We start from the raw sequence: 19354 nt of genomic DNA on the forward strand, positions 1-19354 counted from the left end.
CAGCCCGCTTGTCGCGTGGGATCAACCCGCTTTTCATTGCCTATGGTGCGCTTTACCATGAGCGCCTGGCATCGATGACTATCAGATTAAAGGACATGCGCCGTGAACCCGGTAACGCACAGCTTCCAGTACGGTAATGACACCATCACCCTCGAGACCGGCCGCATCGCGCGTCAGGCGACCGGTAGCGTGATGGTGACCATGGGCAATACCTCGGTGTTGTGCACCGTGGTGGCCAAGGCGTCGCCGAAACCCGGCCAGTCCTTCTTTCCGTTGTCGGTCCACTATCAGGAGAAGGCCTACGCGGCGGGGCGTATCCCCGGCGGCTTCCTCAAGCGCGAAGGGCGTCCCACCGAAAAGGAAACCCTGACCTCACGCTTGATCGACCGCCCGATGCGCCCGCTGTTTCCCGAAGGCTTCATGAACGAGGTGCAGGTGGTCTGCACGGTGATGTCGGCGGAACGCAATGTCGACCCTGACATCGCGGCATTGCTCGGCACCTCTGCAGCGCTTTGCATCTCCGGGGTGCCTTTCGCTGGCCCCGTGGGCGCGGCGCGCGTCGGCTTCAGCGAGCAGCGCGGCTACTTTTTGAATCCCGGCTACAGCGAACTGGCGCATTCCGAGCTGGACATGGTGGTGGCGGGCACCGAGAAGGCCGTGTTGATGGTCGAGTCCGAAGCGCAGGAGCTGCTGGAAGACGAGATGCTCGGCGCCGTGCTCTATGGTCATCACGAGATGCAGAAGGCCATCACGGGGATCGAGACGTTCGCCGCCAAGGTCAATCGTCCCAAATGGGCGTGGGTGCCGCAGAAGCTCGACCGCGTGCTGGTCGAGGCGCTGGAGCAGAGCTTCGCCACCCAGATCGGTGATGCCTATCGCCTGAGTGACAAGATGGCGCGTCAGGACAGCCTGTCGGCGCTCAAGGCGCAGGCCATCGACCTGCTGGGCGCCGAGGATGATGCACGCTTCAGTGTCGAGGCCGTCGCCACGGCCTTCGCGGCGCTAGAGAAGCGTATCGTGCGTCAGCGTGTGATCGCCGGTGAGCCGCGTATCGACGGTCGTGATACGCGCACCGTGCGACCGCTGGATATGGCGGTGGGCGTGTTGCCCAAGGCACATGGCTCGGCACTGTTCACCCGCGGCGAGACCCAGGCGATCGCCACTGCCACCCTGGGGACCACGCGCGACTCACAGCTGATCGAAGGGCTGTCCGGCGAGAAGCAGGACCGCTTCATGCTGCACTACAACTTCCCGCCTTACTGCGTCGGCGAGACGGGCTTCATCGGCGCGCCCAAGCGGCGTGAGATCGGTCATGGGCGTCTGGCGCGTCGGGGCATCGAATCCATGCTGCCGTCGCTGCAGGCCTTCCCCTACGCGATACGCGTCGTCTCCGAGATCACCGAATCCAATGGCTCGAGCTCGATGGCATCCGTGTGTGGGGCTTCGCTCGCGCTGATGGACGCCGGTGTGCCGCTCAAGGCACCGGTAGCGGGTATCGCCATGGGGTTGGTCAAGGACGCCAATGGCGTCGCGATACTGACCGATATCCTCGGCGATGAGGACCACCTCGGCGACATGGACTTCAAGGTCGCGGGTACCGCGGAAGGCGTTACCGCGCTGCAGATGGACATCAAGATCGAAGGGATCGACGAGGAGATTCTTGAGCAGGCACTGGAGCAGGCCCTCGAGGCACGTCTGACCATCCTCGCGCAGATGAATGAGGTGCTGGCCGCCAGCCGCCAGGAAGTCTCGGACAATGCCCCGGCGATGCTGTCGCTGAAGATCGCACCCAGCAAGGTACGTGACGTGATCGGCAAGGGCGGCTCCACCATCCGCAAGATCTGTGAAGAGACCGGCGCCAATGTCGATCTCGACGACGATGGCAGCGTGCGCATCTATGCCGAGCACAAGGCGCAGGCGCAGGCGGCTGCCAAGTACGTGGAGGGCATCATTGCCGAGGCCGAGATCGGCAAGCTCTACGCCGGCAAGGTGGCACGCATCGCCGATTTCGGTGCCTTCATCACCTTCATGCCGGGCACCGATGGTCTGCTGCACATCTCGCAGATCGTCGAGGAGCGGGTCAATGACGTACGCGACTACCTCAACGAAGGCGATGAGGTGGTGGTCAAGGTGCTCGATATCGACAACCGCAATCGCGTCAAGCTGTCGTTGAAAGAGATCAGCGAAGAAGAGAAGGCGGCCTTTGCCGCTGCTCAGGCTGAAGAGGCCGCCGCCCAGGACTGACCGATCATCGCGAATAGTCCCCGCCCCGGTCTTGCCTGCTCTGCATGAGAGGTGAGCCCTTTGGGCAAGAAAAAGCCCCCGCCAGTTCACTGGTGGGGGCTTTTGCATATCTCCCTGCTCAAGATTGCGCGAGCAGGGAGGTTTCAGGCGGGGGTGCAGATATGTGAGCTATCAGCTGCGTTCAATGGCCAGCGCGACACCCTGACCGCCACCGATGCACAGGGTCGCCAGACCCTTCTTGGCATCACGCTCGATCATCTCGTGCACCAGCGAGACCAGCACACGGCAGCCGGAGGCGCCGATCGGGTGGCCGAGGGCAATGGCGCCGCCATTGACGTTGACCTTGTCCACATCCCAGCCCAGCTCCTTGTTGACCGACAGGGCCTGGGCGGCGAAGGCTTCGTTGGCTTCGATCAGATCGAGATCTTCCAGGCTCCAGCCAGCCTTCTTGAGGCACAGGCGAGTCGCCGGCGCCGGCCCGATGCCCATGATCTTCGGATCAACACCCGCGTTGGAGTAAGCCTTGATGGTCGCCAGCGGCGTCAGGCCCAGCTCGCGTGCCTTGTCGGCGGAGCACAGCATGACCACGGCAGCGCCATCGTTGAGCGCCGAGGCGTTGCCGGCGGTGACGGTGCCGTCCTTCTTGAAGGCCGGGCGCATGCCCGCGAGTTTTTCGGCCGTGGTGCCGGCACGCGGGTTCTCGTCGGTATCGAAGATGATCGGATCGCCCTTGCGCTGCGGGATCTCGACCGGAACGATCTGGCCCTTGAAGCGGCCAGCTTCAATGGCTGCGCAGGCCTTCTGCTGAGAAGCGGCCGCGAAGGCGTCCTGGGCTTCACGAGTGATCTCGTATTTCTCGGCCAGATTCTCGGCGGTGATGCCCATGTGGATGTCATTGAAGGCATCCCACAGACCGTCGTGGACCATGGAGTCGATCGCCTTCCAGTCGCCCATGCGCTTGCCGTCACGCGAGTTGGGTAGCACGTGCGGAGACAGGGACATGTTTTCCTGCCCACCGGCCAGAATCAGCTCGGCATCGCCGCAGCGGATGGCCTGGGTGGCCAGGTGCAGCGCCTTGAGGCCAGACCCGCAGACCTTGTTGATGGTCATGGCGGGTACGCCTTCCGGCAAGCCTGCCTTGATGACCGCCTGACGTGCCGGGTTCTGACCGCATCCTGCTGTCAGCACCTGACCCAGAAGTACTTCATCGACCTGATCGCCACTGACACCCGTGCTGGCGAGGATATCCTTGATGACATGTGCGCCGAGATCCGCGGCGGAAATGCCAGCCAGGCTGCCACCGAAGGCGCCTACGGCGGTACGACGGGCTGCTACGATCACCACATCCTGCATCTGAACGCTCCTGTTCTCTTGCGAGACTGTCTGAGTCAATTGGCTGCGACTATGGCCATACCATCAAGCGGGCGAGGCGCAGTCCTGCTGAGGTGAGATTCCAGCATAAGGCAGTATTGTGCGGTGCGGCAATCGCCAAAGGGCATCTCCAGTGTCAGCCTTTAGCCATACGTATCGCCTGTCCAGACGGCACGACGCCAGCGCTCTGGCAGGCAGGGGCTGGCGTCGTGTTGGAGCGTTCGCGGAAGGCTCGATACCTGAAAGCTCAAGCCTTCAGGACGTGGAGCAACCGGCAGCAAGGGATGCTCAGGCCATCTGGACCGGGATGGCGTTGGCCGTATGGCTGACTTCGTTGCCTTCCATCAGATAGACCATGGAGGGCTTGTGCGCGTCCAGTTCGCTCTCGGCGTAATGGGCGAAGGCGCAGATGATCACGCGGTCGCCGACGTCGGCCTGGTGGGCTGCGGCACCGTTCACCGAAATGATCTTCGAGCCTTCTTCGCCGCGAATGGCATAGGTGGTGAAGCGCTTGCCGTTGTCCACGTTGTAGATCTGGATCTGTTCGTACTCACGAATGCCTGCCATGTCGAGCAGGTCGCCATCGATGGCGCAGGAGCCCTCGTAGTTGAGGACGGCGTGAGTCACGCGGGCCATGTGCAGCTTGGCCTTGAGCATGATGGCTTGCATCAGGATGTCTCCAGTTGAGCGCCGCCGGGCGCAGATCAAGGCCCTGGGACCAGGGCCCTGGCGCGTATGGCGTGGCGGACAGTGCCACGCCAGGGTGCAAGGCGGCGCAGTCTAATCAGGCATCAGGCCACCGGCAAGGCGACCTTCAGGTTATCGAGCAGGCGCGTACGGCCCAGGTGCGCGGCGACCAGAATCACCGCCTCGCGTGTGTCATCCTCGACCGCCCCCAGATCAGCCGCGCGGCGCAGCTCGAGGTAGTCCGGCTTGAAGCCGCTCTCGCTGATGGCGGCCAGTGCCTCGCGCAGCGCCACATCACGCGCCACGCCCTGCTCAAGGCGAGCCTTCAGGGCATCGAGGCACTGCTTGAGACGCGGCGCGATGGCGCGCTCCTGCTCACTCAGGTAGCCGTTGCGTGATGACAGCGCCAGCCCATCCTCGGCACGCACGATGGGCACGCCGATGATCTCGATGCCGAAGTGCAGGTCGCGGTTGAGCTTGCGGATCACGGCCAGCTGCTGGAAGTCCTTCTCGCCGAAACAGGCGACTTCAGGACGTACCAGATTGAACAGGATGCTGACGACGGTGGCGACGCCATCGAAGTGACCCGGACGATTGCCGCCGCACAGGCCTTCGGAAACACCCGGCACCTGCACGTTGCACAGCCCGTCGCGGCCGGCGGGGTAGAGTTCTGCCGTCGAAGGGGCGAACAGCAGGTCACATCCTTCTGCGGCCAGCGCATTCTGGTCGGCTTCGAGGGTGCGCGGATAGCTGTCGAGGTCTTCGCCGGGGCCGAACTGCAGCGGATTGACGAAGATGCTCGCGACGACCATGTCGGCATGGCGACGCGCTTCATGGACCAGTGACAGGTGTCCGGCATGCAGGTTGCCCATGGTCGGCACCAGCGCGATACGCAGGCCATCGCGGCGTGCCTGGGCGAGTTGCTCGCGCAGGACGTTGATCTGGGAGACGGTTTTCATCAGAAGCCGTGCTCCGGCGCCGGGAAGCTGCGCGTCTTGACCGCCTGGTGGTAGGCCGCGAAGGCCTCCTGCACGCTGCCGGCATCACTCATGAAATTCTTGACGAAGCGCGGCTTGCGGCCGGGCGTCAGATCGAGCATGTCGTGCATGACCAGAATCTGGCCATCGACGTCCACGCCGGCCCCGATGCCGATCACCGGCACCTCGACGGCATCACGAATGCGCGCGGCCAGCTCGGACGGCACGCATTCGAGCAGGATGATCGCGGCGCCCGCGGCTTCCAGCGTGCGCGCATCGGCGATGATCTGCTCGGCACGTGCCTCGTCGCGACCCTGTACCTTGTAGCCGCCGAAGGCATGCACGTGCTGGGGTGTGAGGCCCATATGCACGCAGACCGGCACGCCACGCTGGACGAGCGCGGTGACGGCATCGGCCAGCCAGGCTTCGCCTTCGACCTTGACCATCTCGGCACCGGCCCGCATCAGACGCGCCGCATGATCGAGCAGGATGTCGGTGCTGGCATTGCTCATGAAGGGCAGGTCGGCCATCAGCAGGCTGCCTTGCTTGCCACGTGCCACGGCGGCGGTGTGGTAGCAGATGTCATCGATGGTGACGGGCAGGGTACTGGTATGGCCCTGCAGGACCATGCCGAGAGAGTCGCCGACCAGCAGCACTTCAATACCGGCATCGCTGGCAAGATGAGCAAAGGTGGCATCGTAGGCGGTGAGGCAACTGAACGTCTCACCATCGGCCTTGAGGCGGCGCAGGGTGCTCAGGGTGACGTTTTTCATCGGGACGCTTACTCGTTGCGGCGCGTATGACGCGGCTGCCCGTGGCGTCGAGCAGCCGCGATCGCGAGAAGGCCGCCGAGGGCGGACTGCGGGCGACACGGGCCGGTGTTACCAGAAAGTGTTACCGCATAGGCCAAAGTGGGCACGACGGTAACAAGATGGCGAAACTCTACTCCTGAGGTCCGAGGGGGAGCAAGTCATCGCCCTCAACTCGAGACGCCAGTGTTTCGAGATTTTCCTCGCCCAGTACGCTGAGGCGCTGCGGGCCCAGCAGGTCAGCCAACGGACGCATCACGAAACCACGTTTGAGCATTTCGCGATGGGGCACGACGAGACGCGATGTCGAGATCCTGCTGTCATTGAAGAGCAGCAGGTCCAGATCCAACGTGCGAGGACCCCAATGACGCAGCCGCACGCGACGATGCTGCTGTTCGAGGGCTTGCAGTTGATCAAGCAGGGCGAGGGGAGACAGGCGGGTCGTCAGCTCGGCGACGGCGTTGACGAAGTCGGGCTGGTCCTGCGGGCCGACCGGCTTGCTGGCATACAGGCGAGAATGTCGCGTGCAGCGGGTCAGCGGCAGCCGGTCGAGAGCCTCAAGCGCGCGCTCCAGTTGAGCGCGCGGATCGTCAAGATTGGCACCGAGGCCAATCAAGGCTGTCGAAATCATGCACAGTTCCTGCGTGGAGACGGCAGTGGCTCAGGCGAGCCACTGCTTAGCCCTGGCCGCGGCCATTGCGCCGACGCTTGCCGCGACGCTTGGTGCCGACCGGCTTGCTGCCGGCGGGGCCTTCATCGGAGACACCTTCGATCATCGTGACCTGGGTGCGAGCATCGACTTCCTGGAAGTCGGTCCACCACTTGCCCAGCCCCGGCTTCACTTCACCGGCGAATTCGCGCAGCAGCAGGAAGTCGTAGGCGGCGCGGAAGCGCGGATGCTCACGGGTCTGGAAGGCGCGTTTGCCACGGCGACGCGGCAACTTGGCCTGCATGTCCCAGATCTCGCGCATCGGAATGCTGAAGCGCTTCGGGATCGAGGTATGGTTGAGCTGGCGAGCGATCGCCTGCTGGGCTGCCTGGTGGGCTGCCGGAATGTCGGGCATGCCACTGGCGATCAGCTGGTCGGTACGCGCCTTGACGCCCGGCCACAGCAGGGCGGCATACAGGAAGGCCGGCGTGACCGGCTTGTCTTCGCGGATGCGATCGTCCGTGCTGGCCAGTGCCTTCTCGATCAGCGGCATGGACCAGTGATAATGCGCGAAGCTCTCTTCCGTCTCGGGGAACAGCATCTGGAACAGACCAAACTCACGCAGGAGATGGAAGGTTTCCAGTGCATAGCCGGACATGAACAGCTTGAGCACTTCCTCGAACATGCGCGCCGGCGGAATCTGCAGCAGCAGCGGGGCCAGTTCGTACATCGGTTCGGCCGTGGCCTCCTCGATGTCAAAGTCCAGCTTGCCGGCGAAGCGGACGGCACGCAGCATGCGCACCGGATCTTCGCGATAGCGTGTTTCCGGATCACCGATCAGGCGGATCATGCGCGCTTCGATGTCGCGTACGCCATTGGCCCAGTCGTGGATCGTGAAGTCGGACACGTCGTAATAGAGGGCATTGATCGTGAAGTCGCGGCGTAGCGCGTCCTCCTCGATGGAGCCGAAGACGTTGTCGCGCAGCAGCATGCCGTCTTCCGACTGCTGGGTATGCTGGCTTGGCGTGCTATCGGCCGGCTTGCCGCGGAAGGTGGTGACCTCGATCACCTCACGACCGAAGCGCACGTGCACGATACGGAAACGACGGCCGATGATGCGGGCATTGCGGAACAGCTCGCGGACCTGTTCCGGCGTGGCGTTGGTGGCCACGTCGAAGTCCTTGGGGCGTTGTCCGAGCAGGGCATCACGGATACAGCCACCGACCAGATAGGCCTGATATCCACCGCTTTGCAGGCGATAGAGTACCTTCAGCGCATTCTCGCTGAGCTGGCGGCGGGACACGGGATGCTCATCCCGCGGTATCACACGCAGGCTGGGCAATGGGGCCGCGGGCGCGTCAGTTGCATTGAAAAGCGTCTTCAAGCGGTCACCGGGGCGTTGTAGAAAGCGGGTAAATCCTTTGAGCATGCAGCGATTCGACTCGTGCGTGGCAGGCCGCCCAGTGTAGCCGAGGGCAGATACCTTGGCAAAGCGCCGGTCTGCCATCCAGGGGCCGACTCTGCACTTCAAGGCGTCTGACGAGGCGAAAATCACCTCTCAGACAAGGAAAAAGGGAGACCGATCACTCGGTCTCCCTTGCAGGTAGGGTACACGCATCCTTGAGCGGATGTTCTTTTTCGTGATGGCGCATCGCCCTGAATACGCACCACAGTCACAAATCAATGCAGACAGATCCTTCGTGTTGCAGATCATGTTGTTGTTGTCTGGCTGTCTGTTCGGTGACCATCTCGTATTCAAAACAATCTTCCATTCACCGACGGCTGAGTAGCCTCCCCCCGCGAGTTGTTGTTGTTTCGGGGGTGATCCGGGGTCGAGCCTGTTGTTCTTGTTGGTGCTCGAGGCCGGATTCGTCGCGTCCTGGTCAGTAGATTCCGGACTGCCGATATCTTGTTGTTGTTGGATCGGCGGATGATGAACTGCGGCCGTTTGTTCTTGTTTTGGCTCCTGCCTGTCACCACTCATGTAGTGAGGCATGCGGTTCATCATCAATGTCACGCGCTCGACGGGTATTGTTCTTGTTGGTGTCGAGGGTTTTCGAAGCATTGCGCGTTCTTGTTGTTGTTGGGCGCGCTTCGTATTTCCGGTTGTTCTTTTTCTTGACCGTGTTATTGCATCGGATGTGCCACAGCTTAAAAAAAACCAGCAATTCAGTCATTTAGACATAGGTCGCTGAGACGTGAGGTGTAGAGAGGTGCGAGGTGTTACCTGACGTGCCCATTGGTGCGCTGGTTGGGGTCATGATTTGGGGTCGATGGTAACAATTGGTGCGAAGGTCTAACGAAGTGCCTTGCAAGCTAATGATTGAGCTGGATTTTTTGCAGGCTTTTCGACACTAAAGTCTAGCGATGCCCGCGATGATGCGTGGATTCGTGGCAGGCAAGATGGCGGCGCAGGCGGGTTGCCCGCTCGGGATGGCACCCGCATGGTGCAGGGTCTTGAGTGCAGGGTCTTGAGTGCAGGGTCTTGAGTGCAGGGTCTTGAGTGCAGGGTCTTGAGTGCAGTGACTTCCGTGCTCCAGCGCCGCTCCGGATTCAGTACGCCAGCGTCAGCTTGCGGGAGAGCTGCGGCGGCCCTTGCGACGTGGAATGCCCAGGCGCTGGCGTCGCTCCCAGAGGTTCTTGCGACTGATGCCGAGGCGGCGTGCGAGCTCGGTCTCGCTCATGTGGTCCTGATGCTCGAGCACGAAGTGCTGGAAGTAATCCTCCAGCGAGAGGTCTTCCTCCTCGCCGGCATCGCCGACCACCGAGAGGCCGCTGCGTGGGGTGGCCGCAGGCGGTGGCTGGCCCGTGTCTTGTTGACTGGTCGCGGGCTGACCTGTGACAGGCGCTGAGGCCGTCTCGGGACTTGCGTCTCTGGCGGCGCCTTTCACTGTGCTGTTCATCGACCCTTGCATTGCTCCTTTCGCCGCCCCTTTGCCCGCTGTCTTCGGGGCCGGAGCCGTGGGCGGGGCCATTGGGGCTGCCGTTGCGGCGGGCGCTGTCTGAAGCGGCTGCCCTGCGGGCGTGCGCAGGCCGAGGTCCTCTGGGGCGATGATGCGGCGCTCCGCCAGGATGACGCCACGCTCGAGGGCGTTTTCCAGCTCACGGACATTGCCGGGCCAGGCGTAATGATGGATTTCCTGACGCGCCCGCTGAGAGAGTCGCATGCCATCACGACCATGCTTGCGTGCGATGCCAGCCAGCAGATGCTCGGCCAGTTCCAGTACGTCATCGCCGCGCTCACGCAGAGGCGGCAGGTCGATCTCCATCACGTTCAGGCGGTAGTAGAGGTCGAGGCGGAACTCGCCGCTGGCCGATAGCTGATGCAGGTTGCGGTGGGTCGCGGCGATGAGGCGGATGTCGACGTAGCGTGTCTCGATGGCCCCTACGCGGCGAATCTCGCCCTCCTGCAGCACTCGCAACAGTCTCGCCTGGGCATCCAGCGGCAGTTCGCCGATCTCATCCAGAAACAGTGTGCCACCGTCGGCGGCTTCGATCAGACCGGTGCGCGAGCTGGTGGCGCCGGTGAAGGCGCCTTTTTCATGGCCGAACAGTTCGGACTCGATCAGCGTTTCGGGAATGGCGGCGCAGTTGACGCAGATCAGTGGTGCCTGATGGCGTTCGCTCTGGCGGTGAATGGCGCGCGCGACCAGCTCCTTGCCGGTGCCGGATTCACCGAGCACCAGCACGGTGACATCGGCGGGCGCAACCTTGCGGATGCGGGTGTAGACCTGTTGCATGGCGCGACAATGGCCAATCATCTCCACCGGCTTGGCCGTACCAGCATGCGCCTGGGGCGGAGTAGGCGCGGTACTCGGCACCCCCTGGCGTGGCAGCGACAGCGCATCTCGCACGCTGCGCGCGAAGGCCTGCTGATCGAACGGCTTGGGCAGATAGTCGGCTGCCCCCGCCTTCAGGCAGCCGATGGCGGCGTGCAGGCTGGGGTTGTCGGCCAGCAGCAGCACGGGAGTTGGCCGGCTGGCGCGCAGGATCGGGTCGGCGTGCTCTCCGGCCAGTTCGCTGTCGCAGATCACCAGCGCGAAGTCGGCGGGGTGCTGCAGACGGGCATCCTCCAGGCCGCTGGCCTGCACCACGTCGTGACCCTCGCGCTCCAGCAGATGCTGCAGCGTGTTGCGCGAAGCACCTTCCTTTTCGACGATCAGAATCCGGGCCATGGGGTGATGTCGCTCGCCTGAGGGTGTGCATGAGGGAATGACTGTCGTTCGAGTCTGTCCTGTTCGCACAGGGGAGGCAATCCGACAATCGTGGCTGTTGTCAGGTGTCCCGAGTGCATGTCATGTCGGCTCTCAGCGACTCTCGGCAGCCCTTGGCATTGGAGCCGTGGCCGCACTGAGTGACGGCGCGGTACCGACTGCCGCGAGTGACCAGCGAGGAATGGCGTGGGCGAGTTGCTCCGCGGGGCTGGCGGTCGCCAGTTCGGAGGGCGGCGCCTGGCCGAGCAGCGTCAGGGTGTGGTGCAGCAGCGTTCGAATCGCGCTGGCGTCTTCTGGCAGGGCCGGCGCCAGATTCTGTTTGGAGAGCTTCTGGCCATTCTCGGCCGTGATCAGCGGCAGATGTGTCAGGCGGGGCATCGGCAGGTCGAGCGATGCCTGCAGCAGACGTTGCCAGGGGCTGTTGTCGAGCAGATCGAGCCCGCGCACGACATCGGTGATGCCCTGCTCGGCATCATCCACCACCACGGCCAGCTGATAGGCCCACAGGCCATCGCGACGCTTGAGCACCACATCGCCGAGCGCGGCGAGATCCAGCTGGACCGCGCCCTGCAGTCGGTCCTGCCAGCCAGCGATGGCCCGGGGGCCGCCGAAGCGCTCTGCGGCACGCACATCCAGTCGCCAGGCATGCTCGCCCGTGGGAGGTTCGGCTCGCTCGCGGCACCAGCCGGGGTAGATGGCGTGCTCGCGCCACTGCTTGCGCGAGCAGTCACACGGGTAGGCGATATCACTGGCCTTCAGTTGCTCCAGTGCCTCGGCGTAGGCGGCGTGACGCTGACTCTGATGGCGGAGTTCGCCATCGCGCTGCAGGCCGAAGGCATCCAGCTGGCGCAGAATGGTATCGGCGCTCCCGGCGGGGCAGCGCGGCGGGTCGATATCCTCGATACGCACCAGCCACTCGCCGCCGTGATGGCGGGCATCGAGGTAGCTTGCGACGGCGGCCAGCAGAGAGCCCGCATGCAGCGGGCCGGAAGGGGTGGGGGCAAAGCGGCCACGGTAGGCGGTAGGCATGTGGGCTCCGTCATCCTTCGTGGTGGGAAATTCGCAGACAGCAGGGCCTGAACGCATACGGGCACCGCTCCGAGGAGGGTGCCCGTATGGGGGGATGAGGCGACGGCCTGACGTCGCTTCATCGACAGCAGGGCTTAGCGGCCCAGCTGCTTTTCCTTCAACTCGGCCAGCGTCTTGCAGTCGACACACTGGGTCGCGGTCGGACGTGCTTCCAGGCGGCGGATCCCGATCTCGATGCCACAGGACTCGCAGAAGCCGTAGTCGTCTTCATCGATGTTATCGATGGTTTCGTTGATCTTCTTCAGCAGCTTGCGCTCGCGATCACGCGTTCTCAGTTCGAGGCTGAAGCCTTCTTCCTGAGTGGCACGGTCTGCAGGGTCTGCATAGTTGTTGGCATCTTCCTGCAGGTGACGCACGGTGCGATCGACCTCTTCCATCAGCTCCTGTTTCCACTCCATCAGGATCTGGCGGAAGTGCGCTAGCTGCTTCTCGTTCATGTACTCTTCACCCGCAGCCGGCTCATACGGGGTGAATTTCTTAAGCGCTTCTGGCTTGGTTTCAGCTAAGGGCATGGGACCGCCTCATTCCGCAAGGTGACTTGGGCCGTCGACAGCCTGATGCACTGCCTCCTTGGCCACGGCGAGGGGGCTGTCCTGACTGCTGCCCTCGCGAGAAGATCAGCTTATTTAGCGTAAAAATGACAAGTTTGCAACCGATCTCCGACGATAGTTTGTAGCGGGCAGTGGTCAGGTGCGTATCGGAAAACACCGATTTTCCTGCACGAAGGGGCTGGGAATGGGCCTTGGCAGGCGCCTAGAATGAAGCTCCCATCCTGAGGAGTGTTGTCATGCCGTTTGCCCGCCGCCTTGAATCCGTCGCCGCCTTTCGTGTGATGACGCTGCTGGAAGCCGCCCAGGCACGCGAGGCCGCTGGCCATGACGTCATCCATCTGGAAGTGGGGGAGCCTGACTTCCCGACCCCTGCGCCGGTGATCGCCGCCGGGCAGGCAGCACTGGCGGCCGGTCAGACGCGCTACACCCCTGCCTGCGGCCTGCCGGCCCTGCGTGACGCCATCGCGGCAGACTATCAGCGTCGCCACGGCGTCACGGTCTCTCCCTCCCGTATCATCATCACGCCCGGCGCCTCCGGTGCCTTGCTGCTGGCCACGCTGCTGTGCGCCGAGCGTGGCGATAGCGTCCTGATGGCCGACCCGACCTACCCCTGCAATCGCCACTTCATGGGTCTCGTGGATGCCCAGCTGGATGTGGTGCCCGTCAATGCCGAGAGTGGCTGGCAGCTGACTGCCGAACTTGCCGATGATTTCTGGCGCGAGAACACGCGGGCAGTGATGGTGGCATCGCCCTCCAATCCCACCGGACACGTGCTGTCGCCCGAGGAATTGAAGGCGCTGGGCGAGCTGTGCCAGTCGCGAGATGCACACCTGCTGGTGGATGAGATCTATCAGGGATTGACCTATGGCGTGCCTGCGCACACCGCACTGGCAGAGTGCCCCGATGCCTTCGTCATCAACAGCTTCTCGAAATACTTCGGCATGACAGGCTGGCGGTTGGGCTGGCTGGTGGCGCCGGAAGCCGCGGTCGAGCCATTGTCACGCCTGGCGCAGAATGTCTTCCTGGCCGCGTCGACACCTGCCCAGCATGCGGCGCTGGCGGCCTTCACGCCGGAATGCGAAGCAGAGCTCGAGCGTCGTCGGCAGGTGCTGGAAGCCCGTCGTGGCGTGCTGCTGGCCGGGCTCGAACGCCTGGGGCTGGCGCCGTCGGTGCCGCCGCAGGGCGCCTTCTACGTCTGGCTGGATATCTCGCACCTGAGTGATGACAGCGAGGCCTTCTGTCGCGCACTGCTGGAAGAAGAGAATGTCGCCATCACGCCGGGCACGGACTTCGCGCTGGCCAAAGGGCGTCGCCATGTGCGTATCGCCTTCACCGCCGATGAGGCGCGTCTGTGCGAGGCATTGGCCCGCATGGAGCGCTTCCTTGAGCGGCGTGCCAGCCGGGCGGGAGTGTCGGCTTGATGGAGCTTGAGGGGCTGTATCGTGGTCGCCTGATCCGTCGCTACAAGCGCTTCTTCGCCGAGGTGGAGCTGCTCGAGGGTGAGCGGGCTGGTGAAGTGGTGACGGCGCATTGCCCGAATACCGGCTCGATGCGCGCGGTGTGCGTGGAAGGTTGTGAGGTATGGCTGTCGCCGTCCGACAACCCCAAGCGCAAGCTCGCCTGGACCTGGGAGCTGATTCGCCTGCCCATGGCCCCGCCCGGCGCTGACGGTCGGCGTGAGGCCTTGGTTGCGGTGCATACCGGGCGTGCCAATGCCCATGTCGAGGCGGCGCTGCAGCAGGCCAGCGTCAGCGTGCTGCATGACATGGGGCTCGCCGACTTTGCGCGCCTCAAGCGCGAGTCGCGTGTCGAGGTCCTGCTGCCGGGCAATGACACGCCGGAGCGTTCACGGCTCGACTTCCAGATGTGGCCGAAGGAGGAGGGCGCGGCCTCGATCTATCTGGAGGTCAAGCAACTGACGCTGCGTGAATCCGACGGTCACGGCTATTTCCCGGACTCGGTGAGTACGCGTGCCCAGCGCCATCTGGCCAGCCTCGCGGCGCTGGTCGCAGCAGGCCACCGCTGCGTGCTGGTGTTCTGTGTCGCGCATGAAGGGATCGAGGATGTCGCACCGGCGGCGCATCTCGACCCGGCCTATGCACAGGCCTTTGCCCAGGCGCAGGCCGCTGGTGTCGAGGTGCTGGCGCTGGGCATGCAGATCACGCTCGAGGAGTCTCTCTCGGACGCGGGCCAGCCGCTGTGGCGAGCAAGACTGGGCCTGACGCGCGCGCTGCCACTGCATGACGCGTGCTTTGCTGGCTGATCAGATCGCTGGCGCTAACCTGTCAGTCAGCGCACGCCTCTCTCTATAATCTCTCTATCATCTCTCCGTCATTTCTCCCTCGTTTCTCCACCGCTGCCTGCGGCCTCCCACAGCAGCAACAGTGCTGGCGAGGCATCGTTGTGCACCAGCTCGATGTCCAGCGCGGTCAAGCGTTGGCCGACGCAGGGGCCGCTGATGCAGGTGCCGTGATGCGGTTCGAAACAGGCCTGATGGCGGTGGCAGAGGATCAGGCCGCCGGTCGCGTCCATGTAGGGATCGCCAGTCTCGTCCTCGGTCAGCATTCGACTGCCCTGGTGCGGGCAGCGGTCGAGGAAGGCGCGCAGACCATCGGGCTGCATCACCAGCAGGGCCGGACGGCCATCATCGAGTGTCAGTGCCATGCTGCGGCCGATGGGCAGTGATGGCAGCGGCAGTCTCAAGCACAGTCTGGATGAAGGCCCTTGCGGTAGTGTTGGTGGCCTTTCGGACATGAGGGGGCTCGCATCGGGTATCATGGCAGCGTTGGCACGCTCTCTTGTGGTCTTTTACCGTGTCTTGCCGCTTCCTTCCATGCCGGGTCATCTTCATGTCGCTATTCCGCCGCTCGCTCAAATCCAGCTTCCGCTCCAGCAACGAATCCGAGACGCCTGAGCGCACGGCCGGGGTGAGCCGTCGCCAGTTGCTGGCCGGCATGGTCGCCTCGGCGGGCGGGCTTTCCGTGCTGGGTACGGCACTGAGCAGCCCGCTCGCACAGGCCGCTCAGCCGGCCAACGGGCCCTTGCCCCCGCTGCCAGCCTGGCATGACCCCAAGGCATCCCACCCGTTGCTGGGCAGCATTCTGGTCGCGGAGGGCAATCGTCGTCTGTCGCCAGCGGCGCTGGTCGATTGGAGTCAGGCGCACTCGATGGTGCTGCTGGGCGAGCATCACGACAATCCGGACCATCACCAGCTGGAACGCTGGTTGATCGATGCGCTGGTTGCGCGGCGTCAGTTGGGCGGTGTGGCGCTGGAGATGCTGGACACGACCCAGGATGCCGCCTTGTCGCTGGCCAACCGCACCTCGCTTGCGGTCGCGGGACTGCCGGATGACGAGCTTCAGCAGCTGCTGGCCTGGAATGCGCGTTGGCCTTTCACCGATTACGCCCCCCTGCTGCGCGGAGCGCTGGACAGTGGTGCGCCACTGGCGTCTGCCAGCCTGTCGGCGGCACAGCTGGAGGCCAGCATGGCAGCAGGACAGCCGCCGCTGGCGCTGCCGGAAGCGGTACTGCGCCTGCAGCGTGAGGCACTGGATGAAGGCCATTGCGGCCTGCTGGGCGCAGAGCGCCTGGATGCGATGCTGCGTGCGCAGCTGGCGCGTGATCAGCAGATGGCAGAACGACTGGAGGGCCTGGCGGCCGACGGTGCCACCAGCTTGCTGGTGTGCGGCTCCGGTCATGCCCGTCGTGATATCGGCGTGCCGCGCTGGCTGGATGGCAGCACGCTGTCCGTGGCGCTGATGCCGGTGGCCTGGGATGACGCGGGTCAACCGCTGACACATCTCACCGACTATCTGCCGGAGAGTGCCGGTGCGGCACCGGCCTATGATCTGGTGTGGTTCACGCCGGCGACGGCGCCAGTCGCGGATGCCTGTGAAGGCCTGCGGGAAACGATGCAGACGACCGTCAGCTAGCGGCCAGCCAGCGACACAACAGCGGGCTGAATGCCCGGCATGAAAAAAGGCACCTCTCGGAGGTGCCTTTTTCGTTGGTGCTACCTGCGTGGCCCGACCTGAACAGTGACGCGATCAGGCGTTCTTGAGGTCCGACGCGCTCTCGGCACGACGTCGCGGCGCCTTCTGCGGCGTCTCATCGTTGTGGCCGTCGTCATGGCTATCGTTGCTGCCGGCCTGCTCACGGAAGCGGTCTTCGATATAGGTGATGCGCGTGCGGCCGTGGGGCACCGGCTTGAAGTCGGCATCGACACTGACCAGCACGATGCGGTCGATGGTCAGGATGCGCTCGCGGGTGATCTTGTTGCGGATCTCGACGCACAGCGAGATCGAGGTGCGACCGAAGGCGCTGGCGGTGATGCCCAGTTCGATGATGTCGCCCTGACGCGCGCTGGAGACGAAGTTGATCTCCGACATGAACTTGGTGACCACGCGTGAGGTGCCCAGCTGGACGATGGCGTAGATGGCCGCTTCTTCATCGATCCAAGCCAGCAGACGTCCACCGAACAGGGTGCCGTTGGGGTTGAGGTCTTCGGGCTTGACCCATTTGCGGGTATGGAAGTTCATGCACTCTCTCCTCGGGATGCCGGCGCACCTCACCGGAAGTGCGTGCCGTGATCCTCAGCTGCGTTTACCTCGAAAGTATATAGACTTTAGTTGCGACTGTCTGTGCATGGCCCGGATAGCGCAGCACTATCGCGGCGCGGAAGAATTGGTGGTGTCATGACACGAAACGGCCGACAGGAGTGTCCTGTCGGCCGTTTTCTTGCGGTGCCTGGCGCGACTGCTGTAGGGCGCCTGAACTCAGCGGTGATCGGGCGGGCAGTTGTCGCGGCAGACGCGGAAGATGGCCACTTCTCCGAACAGGTTCGGCCACCAGGTCGCCGCCGGATGCGGTTCGTGATCGCCATTGCCGACCGCACGGTCGATGATCTTGAGGCCCTGGGCGCGACACAGGCGCTCGAAGTCCGCGAAGGTCGACAGGTGGATGTTCGGCGTGTCGTACCAGGCGTGAGGCAGCGACTTGGAGACCGGCATGCGCCCCTTGAGGCCAAGGTGCAGGCGGTGACGCCAGTAGGCGAAGTTGGGGAAGGTGATGATGGCTTCACGCGAGACGCGCATCATCTCTTCCAGCGCACGGTCCGGGCGACGTAGTACCTGCAATGCCTGGGACATCACCACGCGATCGAAGGTATCGTCGGCGAAGTTGGCCAGGCCGTCATCGACATTCTGCTCGATGACGTTCACGCCACGGGCCACACAGGCGCTGATGTTGTCGGGGTCGATCTCCAGGCCATAGCCGAAGACCTGCTTGGTTTCCTTCAGTGAGGCCAGCAGGGTGCCATCACCACAGGCGAGGTCGAGCACACGTGCGCCTTCGGGTATCCAGTCATGAATCTGGGCGAGATCGTTACGCATGGCGGGTCTCCTTGGTGCTGCTCGGCTTTCGCGTGGCTGGCGCGCCACAGGCGTGGTCGTAAGCGCGAGTCAGGAAGTTGCCCAGTACCGCCTCGTAGCGTTCGCCCGGCAGCAGGAAGGCATCATGCCCGTGCGGCGAGTCGATGTTGGCGTAGCTGACCGACTTGCCGGCATGGATCATGGCATTGACCAGCTCGCGAGAGCGTGACGGCGCGAAGCGCCAGTCGGTGGTGAAGCTGACCACCAGTACCGGGCAGCTGATCGGCGCCATGGCCGCGGACAGGTCATCGCCTGCCGTGGCGGCCGGATCGAAGTAGTCGAGCGCCTTGGTCATCAGCAGGTAGGTATTGGCGTCGAAGGCGGTGGAGAAGGTATCGCCCTGGTGGCGCAGATAGCTCTCGACCTGAAAATCGACGTCGTAACCGAAGTTGAGGCGGTCCTGACGCAGGTCGCGCCCGAACTTGGTGCCCATCGAATGCTCGGAAAGATAGGTGATGTGGCCGACCATGCGTGCCAGCTTGAGGCCGCGTCTGGGTACGGCATCGACACGCGAGTACCAGCCGTCATGGAATTCCGGGTCAGAGCGAATCGCCTGACGCGCGACTTCATTGAAGGCGATGTTCTGCGCCGAGAGTTTCGGCGTACAGGCGATGATGGCGACATGACCGACGCGATCAGGGTGGTCCAACACCCACTGCAGCGCCTGCATGCCACCCAGCGAGCCGCCGACCACCGCCGCGAAGCGAGTGATGCCGAGAGACTCGGCGAGGCGCTTCTGGCTCTCGACCCAGTCCGGCACGGTCACCAATGGGAAGTCAGGCCCCCATTGCTCGCCCGTCTCCGGGTTGATCGAGGTCGGGCCGGTACTGCCGTGGCAGCCGCCGATGTTGTTCAGCGCGATGACGAAGAAGCGCGAGGTATCAATGGGCTTGCCGGGGCCGATGTAGTCGTCCCACCAGCCAGGCTTGCGGTCGCTCATGGCGTGATAGCCAGCCGCATGATGGTGGCCGGTGAGGGCGTGACAGATCAGGATGGCGTTGCTGGCGTCCGCGTTCAGCTCGCCGTAGGTCTCGTAGACCAGCGAGTACTGCTCGAGGCGTCTGCCGCAGGCCAGCTCCAGCGGGGTATCGAAGTGGGCAGTCTGAGGCGTGACGAGACCGACCGAATCCGGGGGCAGGGAATCAGGCATCGTGGTGAAGGTTTCCAGCATCATGTCCAGCAGAGTGTTCGGGGCAAGGCCCGTGTCCGGGGCGCGAAGCCGCGGTGATGCGCCTTGTGGGCGTCTCGTGCACCGTGGTTCTGGCTTCGGCCGAGGGCTCACTCTAGCACAGCGTGCGCACGCGTGATCCAGTGACACACGATGCAAGAGCGCC

The 19354-nt window shown here is 63.9% G+C and carries 18 protein-coding genes; 4 read left to right on the forward strand and 14 right to left on the reverse strand.

The features are described from left to right. Positions 1 to 102: 102 nt before the first annotated feature. Positions 103 to 2244: a polyribonucleotide nucleotidyltransferase gene (gene pnp, locus F8A90_RS00770; protein WP_200018436.1), complete on the forward strand. Its 2142-nt coding sequence runs from the start codon at positions 103 to 105 to the stop codon at positions 2242 to 2244. 171 nt (positions 2245 to 2415) lie between these two features. On the opposite strand, the gene F8A90_RS00775 is transcribed toward pnp, so the two are convergent. The 10 genes from F8A90_RS00775 to dksA all read right to left on the reverse strand — a co-directional run bounded on the left by F8A90_RS00775 (position 2416) and on the right by dksA (position 12552). Beyond that, on the reverse strand, positions 2416 to 3597 hold the full coding sequence (locus F8A90_RS00775) for an acetyl-CoA C-acetyltransferase (protein WP_200018437.1): 1182 nt from the start codon (positions 3595 to 3597) through the stop codon (positions 2416 to 2418). A 306-nt stretch (positions 3598 to 3903) separates the two neighbouring features. After that, positions 3904 to 4284, reverse strand: coding sequence for an aspartate 1-decarboxylase (gene panD / locus F8A90_RS00780; protein ID WP_043333409.1), 381 nt, complete (start codon positions 4282 to 4284; stop codon positions 3904 to 3906). 122 nt (positions 4285 to 4406) lie between these two features. Further along, positions 4407 to 5261, reverse strand: a complete 855-nt coding sequence (panC, locus tag F8A90_RS00785) for a pantoate--beta-alanine ligase (RefSeq protein ID WP_200018438.1) — start codon at positions 5259 to 5261, stop codon at positions 4407 to 4409. After that, a complete protein-coding gene (gene panB / locus F8A90_RS00790; RefSeq protein ID WP_054556449.1) occupies positions 5261 to 6052 on the reverse strand; it encodes a 3-methyl-2-oxobutanoate hydroxymethyltransferase in 792 nt (263 codons plus the stop codon). Before panB ends, panC begins: the two co-directional genes overlap by 1 nt. A 169-nt stretch (positions 6053 to 6221) precedes the next feature. Further along, positions 6222 to 6719 carry a 2-amino-4-hydroxy-6-hydroxymethyldihydropteridine diphosphokinase gene (folK, locus tag F8A90_RS00795; RefSeq protein ID WP_200018439.1) on the reverse strand — a complete coding sequence of 166 codons (498 nt, stop codon included), beginning with the start codon at positions 6717 to 6719 and terminating at the stop codon, positions 6222 to 6224. Between the two features lie 46 nt (positions 6720 to 6765). Next, positions 6766 to 8166 carry a polynucleotide adenylyltransferase PcnB gene (pcnB, locus tag F8A90_RS00800; protein WP_043333418.1) on the reverse strand — a complete coding sequence of 467 codons (1401 nt, stop codon included), beginning with the start codon at positions 8164 to 8166 and terminating at the stop codon, positions 6766 to 6768. 129 nt (positions 8167 to 8295) lie between these two features. Next, complete coding sequence (locus F8A90_RS00805; protein ID WP_152965404.1) at positions 8296 to 8802, reverse strand: hypothetical protein; 507 nt, start codon at positions 8800 to 8802, stop codon at positions 8296 to 8298. A gap of 502 nt (positions 8803 to 9304) precedes the next feature. Further along, on the reverse strand, positions 9305 to 10912 hold the full coding sequence (locus F8A90_RS00815) for a sigma-54-dependent transcriptional regulator (protein ID WP_233593384.1): 1608 nt from the start codon (positions 10910 to 10912) through the stop codon (positions 9305 to 9307). Positions 10913 to 11044: 132 nt separating this feature from the next. Continuing rightward, a complete protein-coding gene (gene gluQRS / locus F8A90_RS00820) occupies positions 11045 to 11980 on the reverse strand; it encodes a tRNA glutamyl-Q(34) synthetase GluQRS (RefSeq protein WP_200018441.1) in 936 nt (311 codons plus the stop codon). A gap of 134 nt (positions 11981 to 12114) precedes the next feature. Beyond that, complete coding sequence (gene dksA, locus F8A90_RS00825; protein ID WP_166019012.1) at positions 12115 to 12552, reverse strand: RNA polymerase-binding protein DksA; 438 nt, start codon at positions 12550 to 12552, stop codon at positions 12115 to 12117. A gap of 275 nt (positions 12553 to 12827) precedes the next feature. On the opposite strand from dksA, the gene F8A90_RS00830 reads away from it, so the two are divergent. Together F8A90_RS00830 and sfsA are read left to right on the forward strand one after the other, a co-directional pair. Continuing rightward, entirely contained in the window at positions 12828 to 14012 is a 1185-nt protein-coding gene (locus tag F8A90_RS00830; protein WP_200018443.1) for an aminotransferase class I/II-fold pyridoxal phosphate-dependent enzyme, read from the forward strand. Then, entirely contained in the window at positions 14012 to 14854 is an 843-nt protein-coding gene (gene sfsA / locus F8A90_RS00835) for a DNA/RNA nuclease SfsA (protein WP_200019814.1), read from the forward strand. Before F8A90_RS00830 ends, sfsA begins: the two co-directional genes overlap by 1 nt. 68 nt (positions 14855 to 14922) lie before the next feature. Here the strand turns inward: sfsA and F8A90_RS00840 are convergent, their stop codons facing one another. After that, positions 14923 to 15294, reverse strand: coding sequence for a Rieske (2Fe-2S) protein (locus tag F8A90_RS00840; RefSeq protein ID WP_166019010.1), 372 nt, complete (start codon positions 15292 to 15294; stop codon positions 14923 to 14925). 146 nt (positions 15295 to 15440) lie between these two features. On the opposite strand from F8A90_RS00840, the gene F8A90_RS00845 reads away from it, so the two are divergent. After that, a complete protein-coding gene (locus tag F8A90_RS00845; protein ID WP_200018445.1) occupies positions 15441 to 16523 on the forward strand; it encodes a ChaN family lipoprotein in 1083 nt (360 codons plus the stop codon). A gap of 114 nt (positions 16524 to 16637) precedes the next feature. Here F8A90_RS00845 and F8A90_RS00850 read toward each other — a convergent pair whose 3' ends face one another. The 3 genes from F8A90_RS00850 to metX all read right to left on the reverse strand — a co-directional run bounded on the left by F8A90_RS00850 (position 16638) and on the right by metX (position 19170). Next, the gene (locus F8A90_RS00850; RefSeq protein WP_200018446.1) at positions 16638 to 17129 is read right to left on the reverse strand and encodes an acyl-CoA thioesterase; all 492 of its coding nucleotides are present in this window, start codon (positions 17127 to 17129) and stop codon (positions 16638 to 16640) included. 237 nt (positions 17130 to 17366) lie between these two features. Beyond that, complete coding sequence (metW, locus tag F8A90_RS00855; protein WP_200018447.1) at positions 17367 to 17981, reverse strand: methionine biosynthesis protein MetW; 615 nt, start codon at positions 17979 to 17981, stop codon at positions 17367 to 17369. Continuing rightward, a complete protein-coding gene (gene metX, locus F8A90_RS00860) occupies positions 17974 to 19170 on the reverse strand; it encodes a homoserine O-succinyltransferase MetX (RefSeq protein WP_200018448.1) in 1197 nt (398 codons plus the stop codon). Before metX ends, metW begins: the two co-directional genes overlap by 8 nt. Positions 19171 to 19354: the final 184 nt, after the last annotated feature.

The organism is Cobetia sp. cqz5-12, from assembly GCF_016495405.1.
Taxonomy (GTDB): domain Bacteria; phylum Pseudomonadota; class Gammaproteobacteria; order Pseudomonadales; family Halomonadaceae; genus Cobetia.

What these genes read in the sequence shown, in the direction of transcription:
- F8A90_RS00845 (WP_200018445.1), top strand. Translation starts at nt 15,441, where the DNA reads ATGTCGCTATTCCGCCGCTCGCTCAAATCCAGCTTCCGCTCCAGCAAC.
- F8A90_RS00850 (WP_200018446.1), bottom strand. Translation starts at nt 17,129, where the DNA reads ATGAACTTCCATACCCGCAAATGGGTCAAGCCCGAAGACCTCAACCCC.
- panB (WP_054556449.1), bottom strand. Translation starts at nt 6,052, where the DNA reads ATGAAAAACGTCACCCTGAGCACCCTGCGCCGCCTCAAGGCCGATGGT.
- panD (WP_043333409.1), bottom strand. Translation starts at nt 4,284, where the DNA reads ATGCAAGCCATCATGCTCAAGGCCAAGCTGCACATGGCCCGCGTGACT.
- dksA (WP_166019012.1), bottom strand. Translation starts at nt 12,552, where the DNA reads ATGCCCTTAGCTGAAACCAAGCCAGAAGCGCTTAAGAAATTCACCCCG.
- panC (WP_200018438.1), bottom strand. Translation starts at nt 5,261, where the DNA reads ATGAAAACCGTCTCCCAGATCAACGTCCTGCGCGAGCAACTCGCCCAG.
- F8A90_RS00775 (WP_200018437.1), bottom strand. Translation starts at nt 3,597, where the DNA reads ATGCAGGATGTGGTGATCGTAGCAGCCCGTCGTACCGCCGTAGGCGCC.
- F8A90_RS00830 (WP_200018443.1), top strand. Translation starts at nt 12,828, where the DNA reads ATGCCGTTTGCCCGCCGCCTTGAATCCGTCGCCGCCTTTCGTGTGATG.
- metX (WP_200018448.1), bottom strand. Translation starts at nt 19,170, where the DNA reads ATGCCTGATTCCCTGCCCCCGGATTCGGTCGGTCTCGTCACGCCTCAG.
- gluQRS (WP_200018441.1), bottom strand. Translation starts at nt 11,980, where the DNA reads ATGCCTACCGCCTACCGTGGCCGCTTTGCCCCCACCCCTTCCGGCCCG.
- pcnB (WP_043333418.1), bottom strand. Translation starts at nt 8,166, where the DNA reads ATGCTCAAAGGATTTACCCGCTTTCTACAACGCCCCGGTGACCGCTTG.
- F8A90_RS00815 (WP_233593384.1), bottom strand. Translation starts at nt 10,912, where the DNA reads ATGGCCCGGATTCTGATCGTCGAAAAGGAAGGTGCTTCGCGCAACACG.
- metW (WP_200018447.1), bottom strand. Translation starts at nt 17,981, where the DNA reads ATGCGTAACGATCTCGCCCAGATTCATGACTGGATACCCGAAGGCGCA.
- F8A90_RS00805 (WP_152965404.1), bottom strand. Translation starts at nt 8,802, where the DNA reads ATGCTTCGAAAACCCTCGACACCAACAAGAACAATACCCGTCGAGCGC.
- folK (WP_200018439.1), bottom strand. Translation starts at nt 6,719, where the DNA reads ATGATTTCGACAGCCTTGATTGGCCTCGGTGCCAATCTTGACGATCCG.
- sfsA (WP_200019814.1), top strand. Translation starts at nt 14,012, where the DNA reads ATGGAGCTTGAGGGGCTGTATCGTGGTCGCCTGATCCGTCGCTACAAG.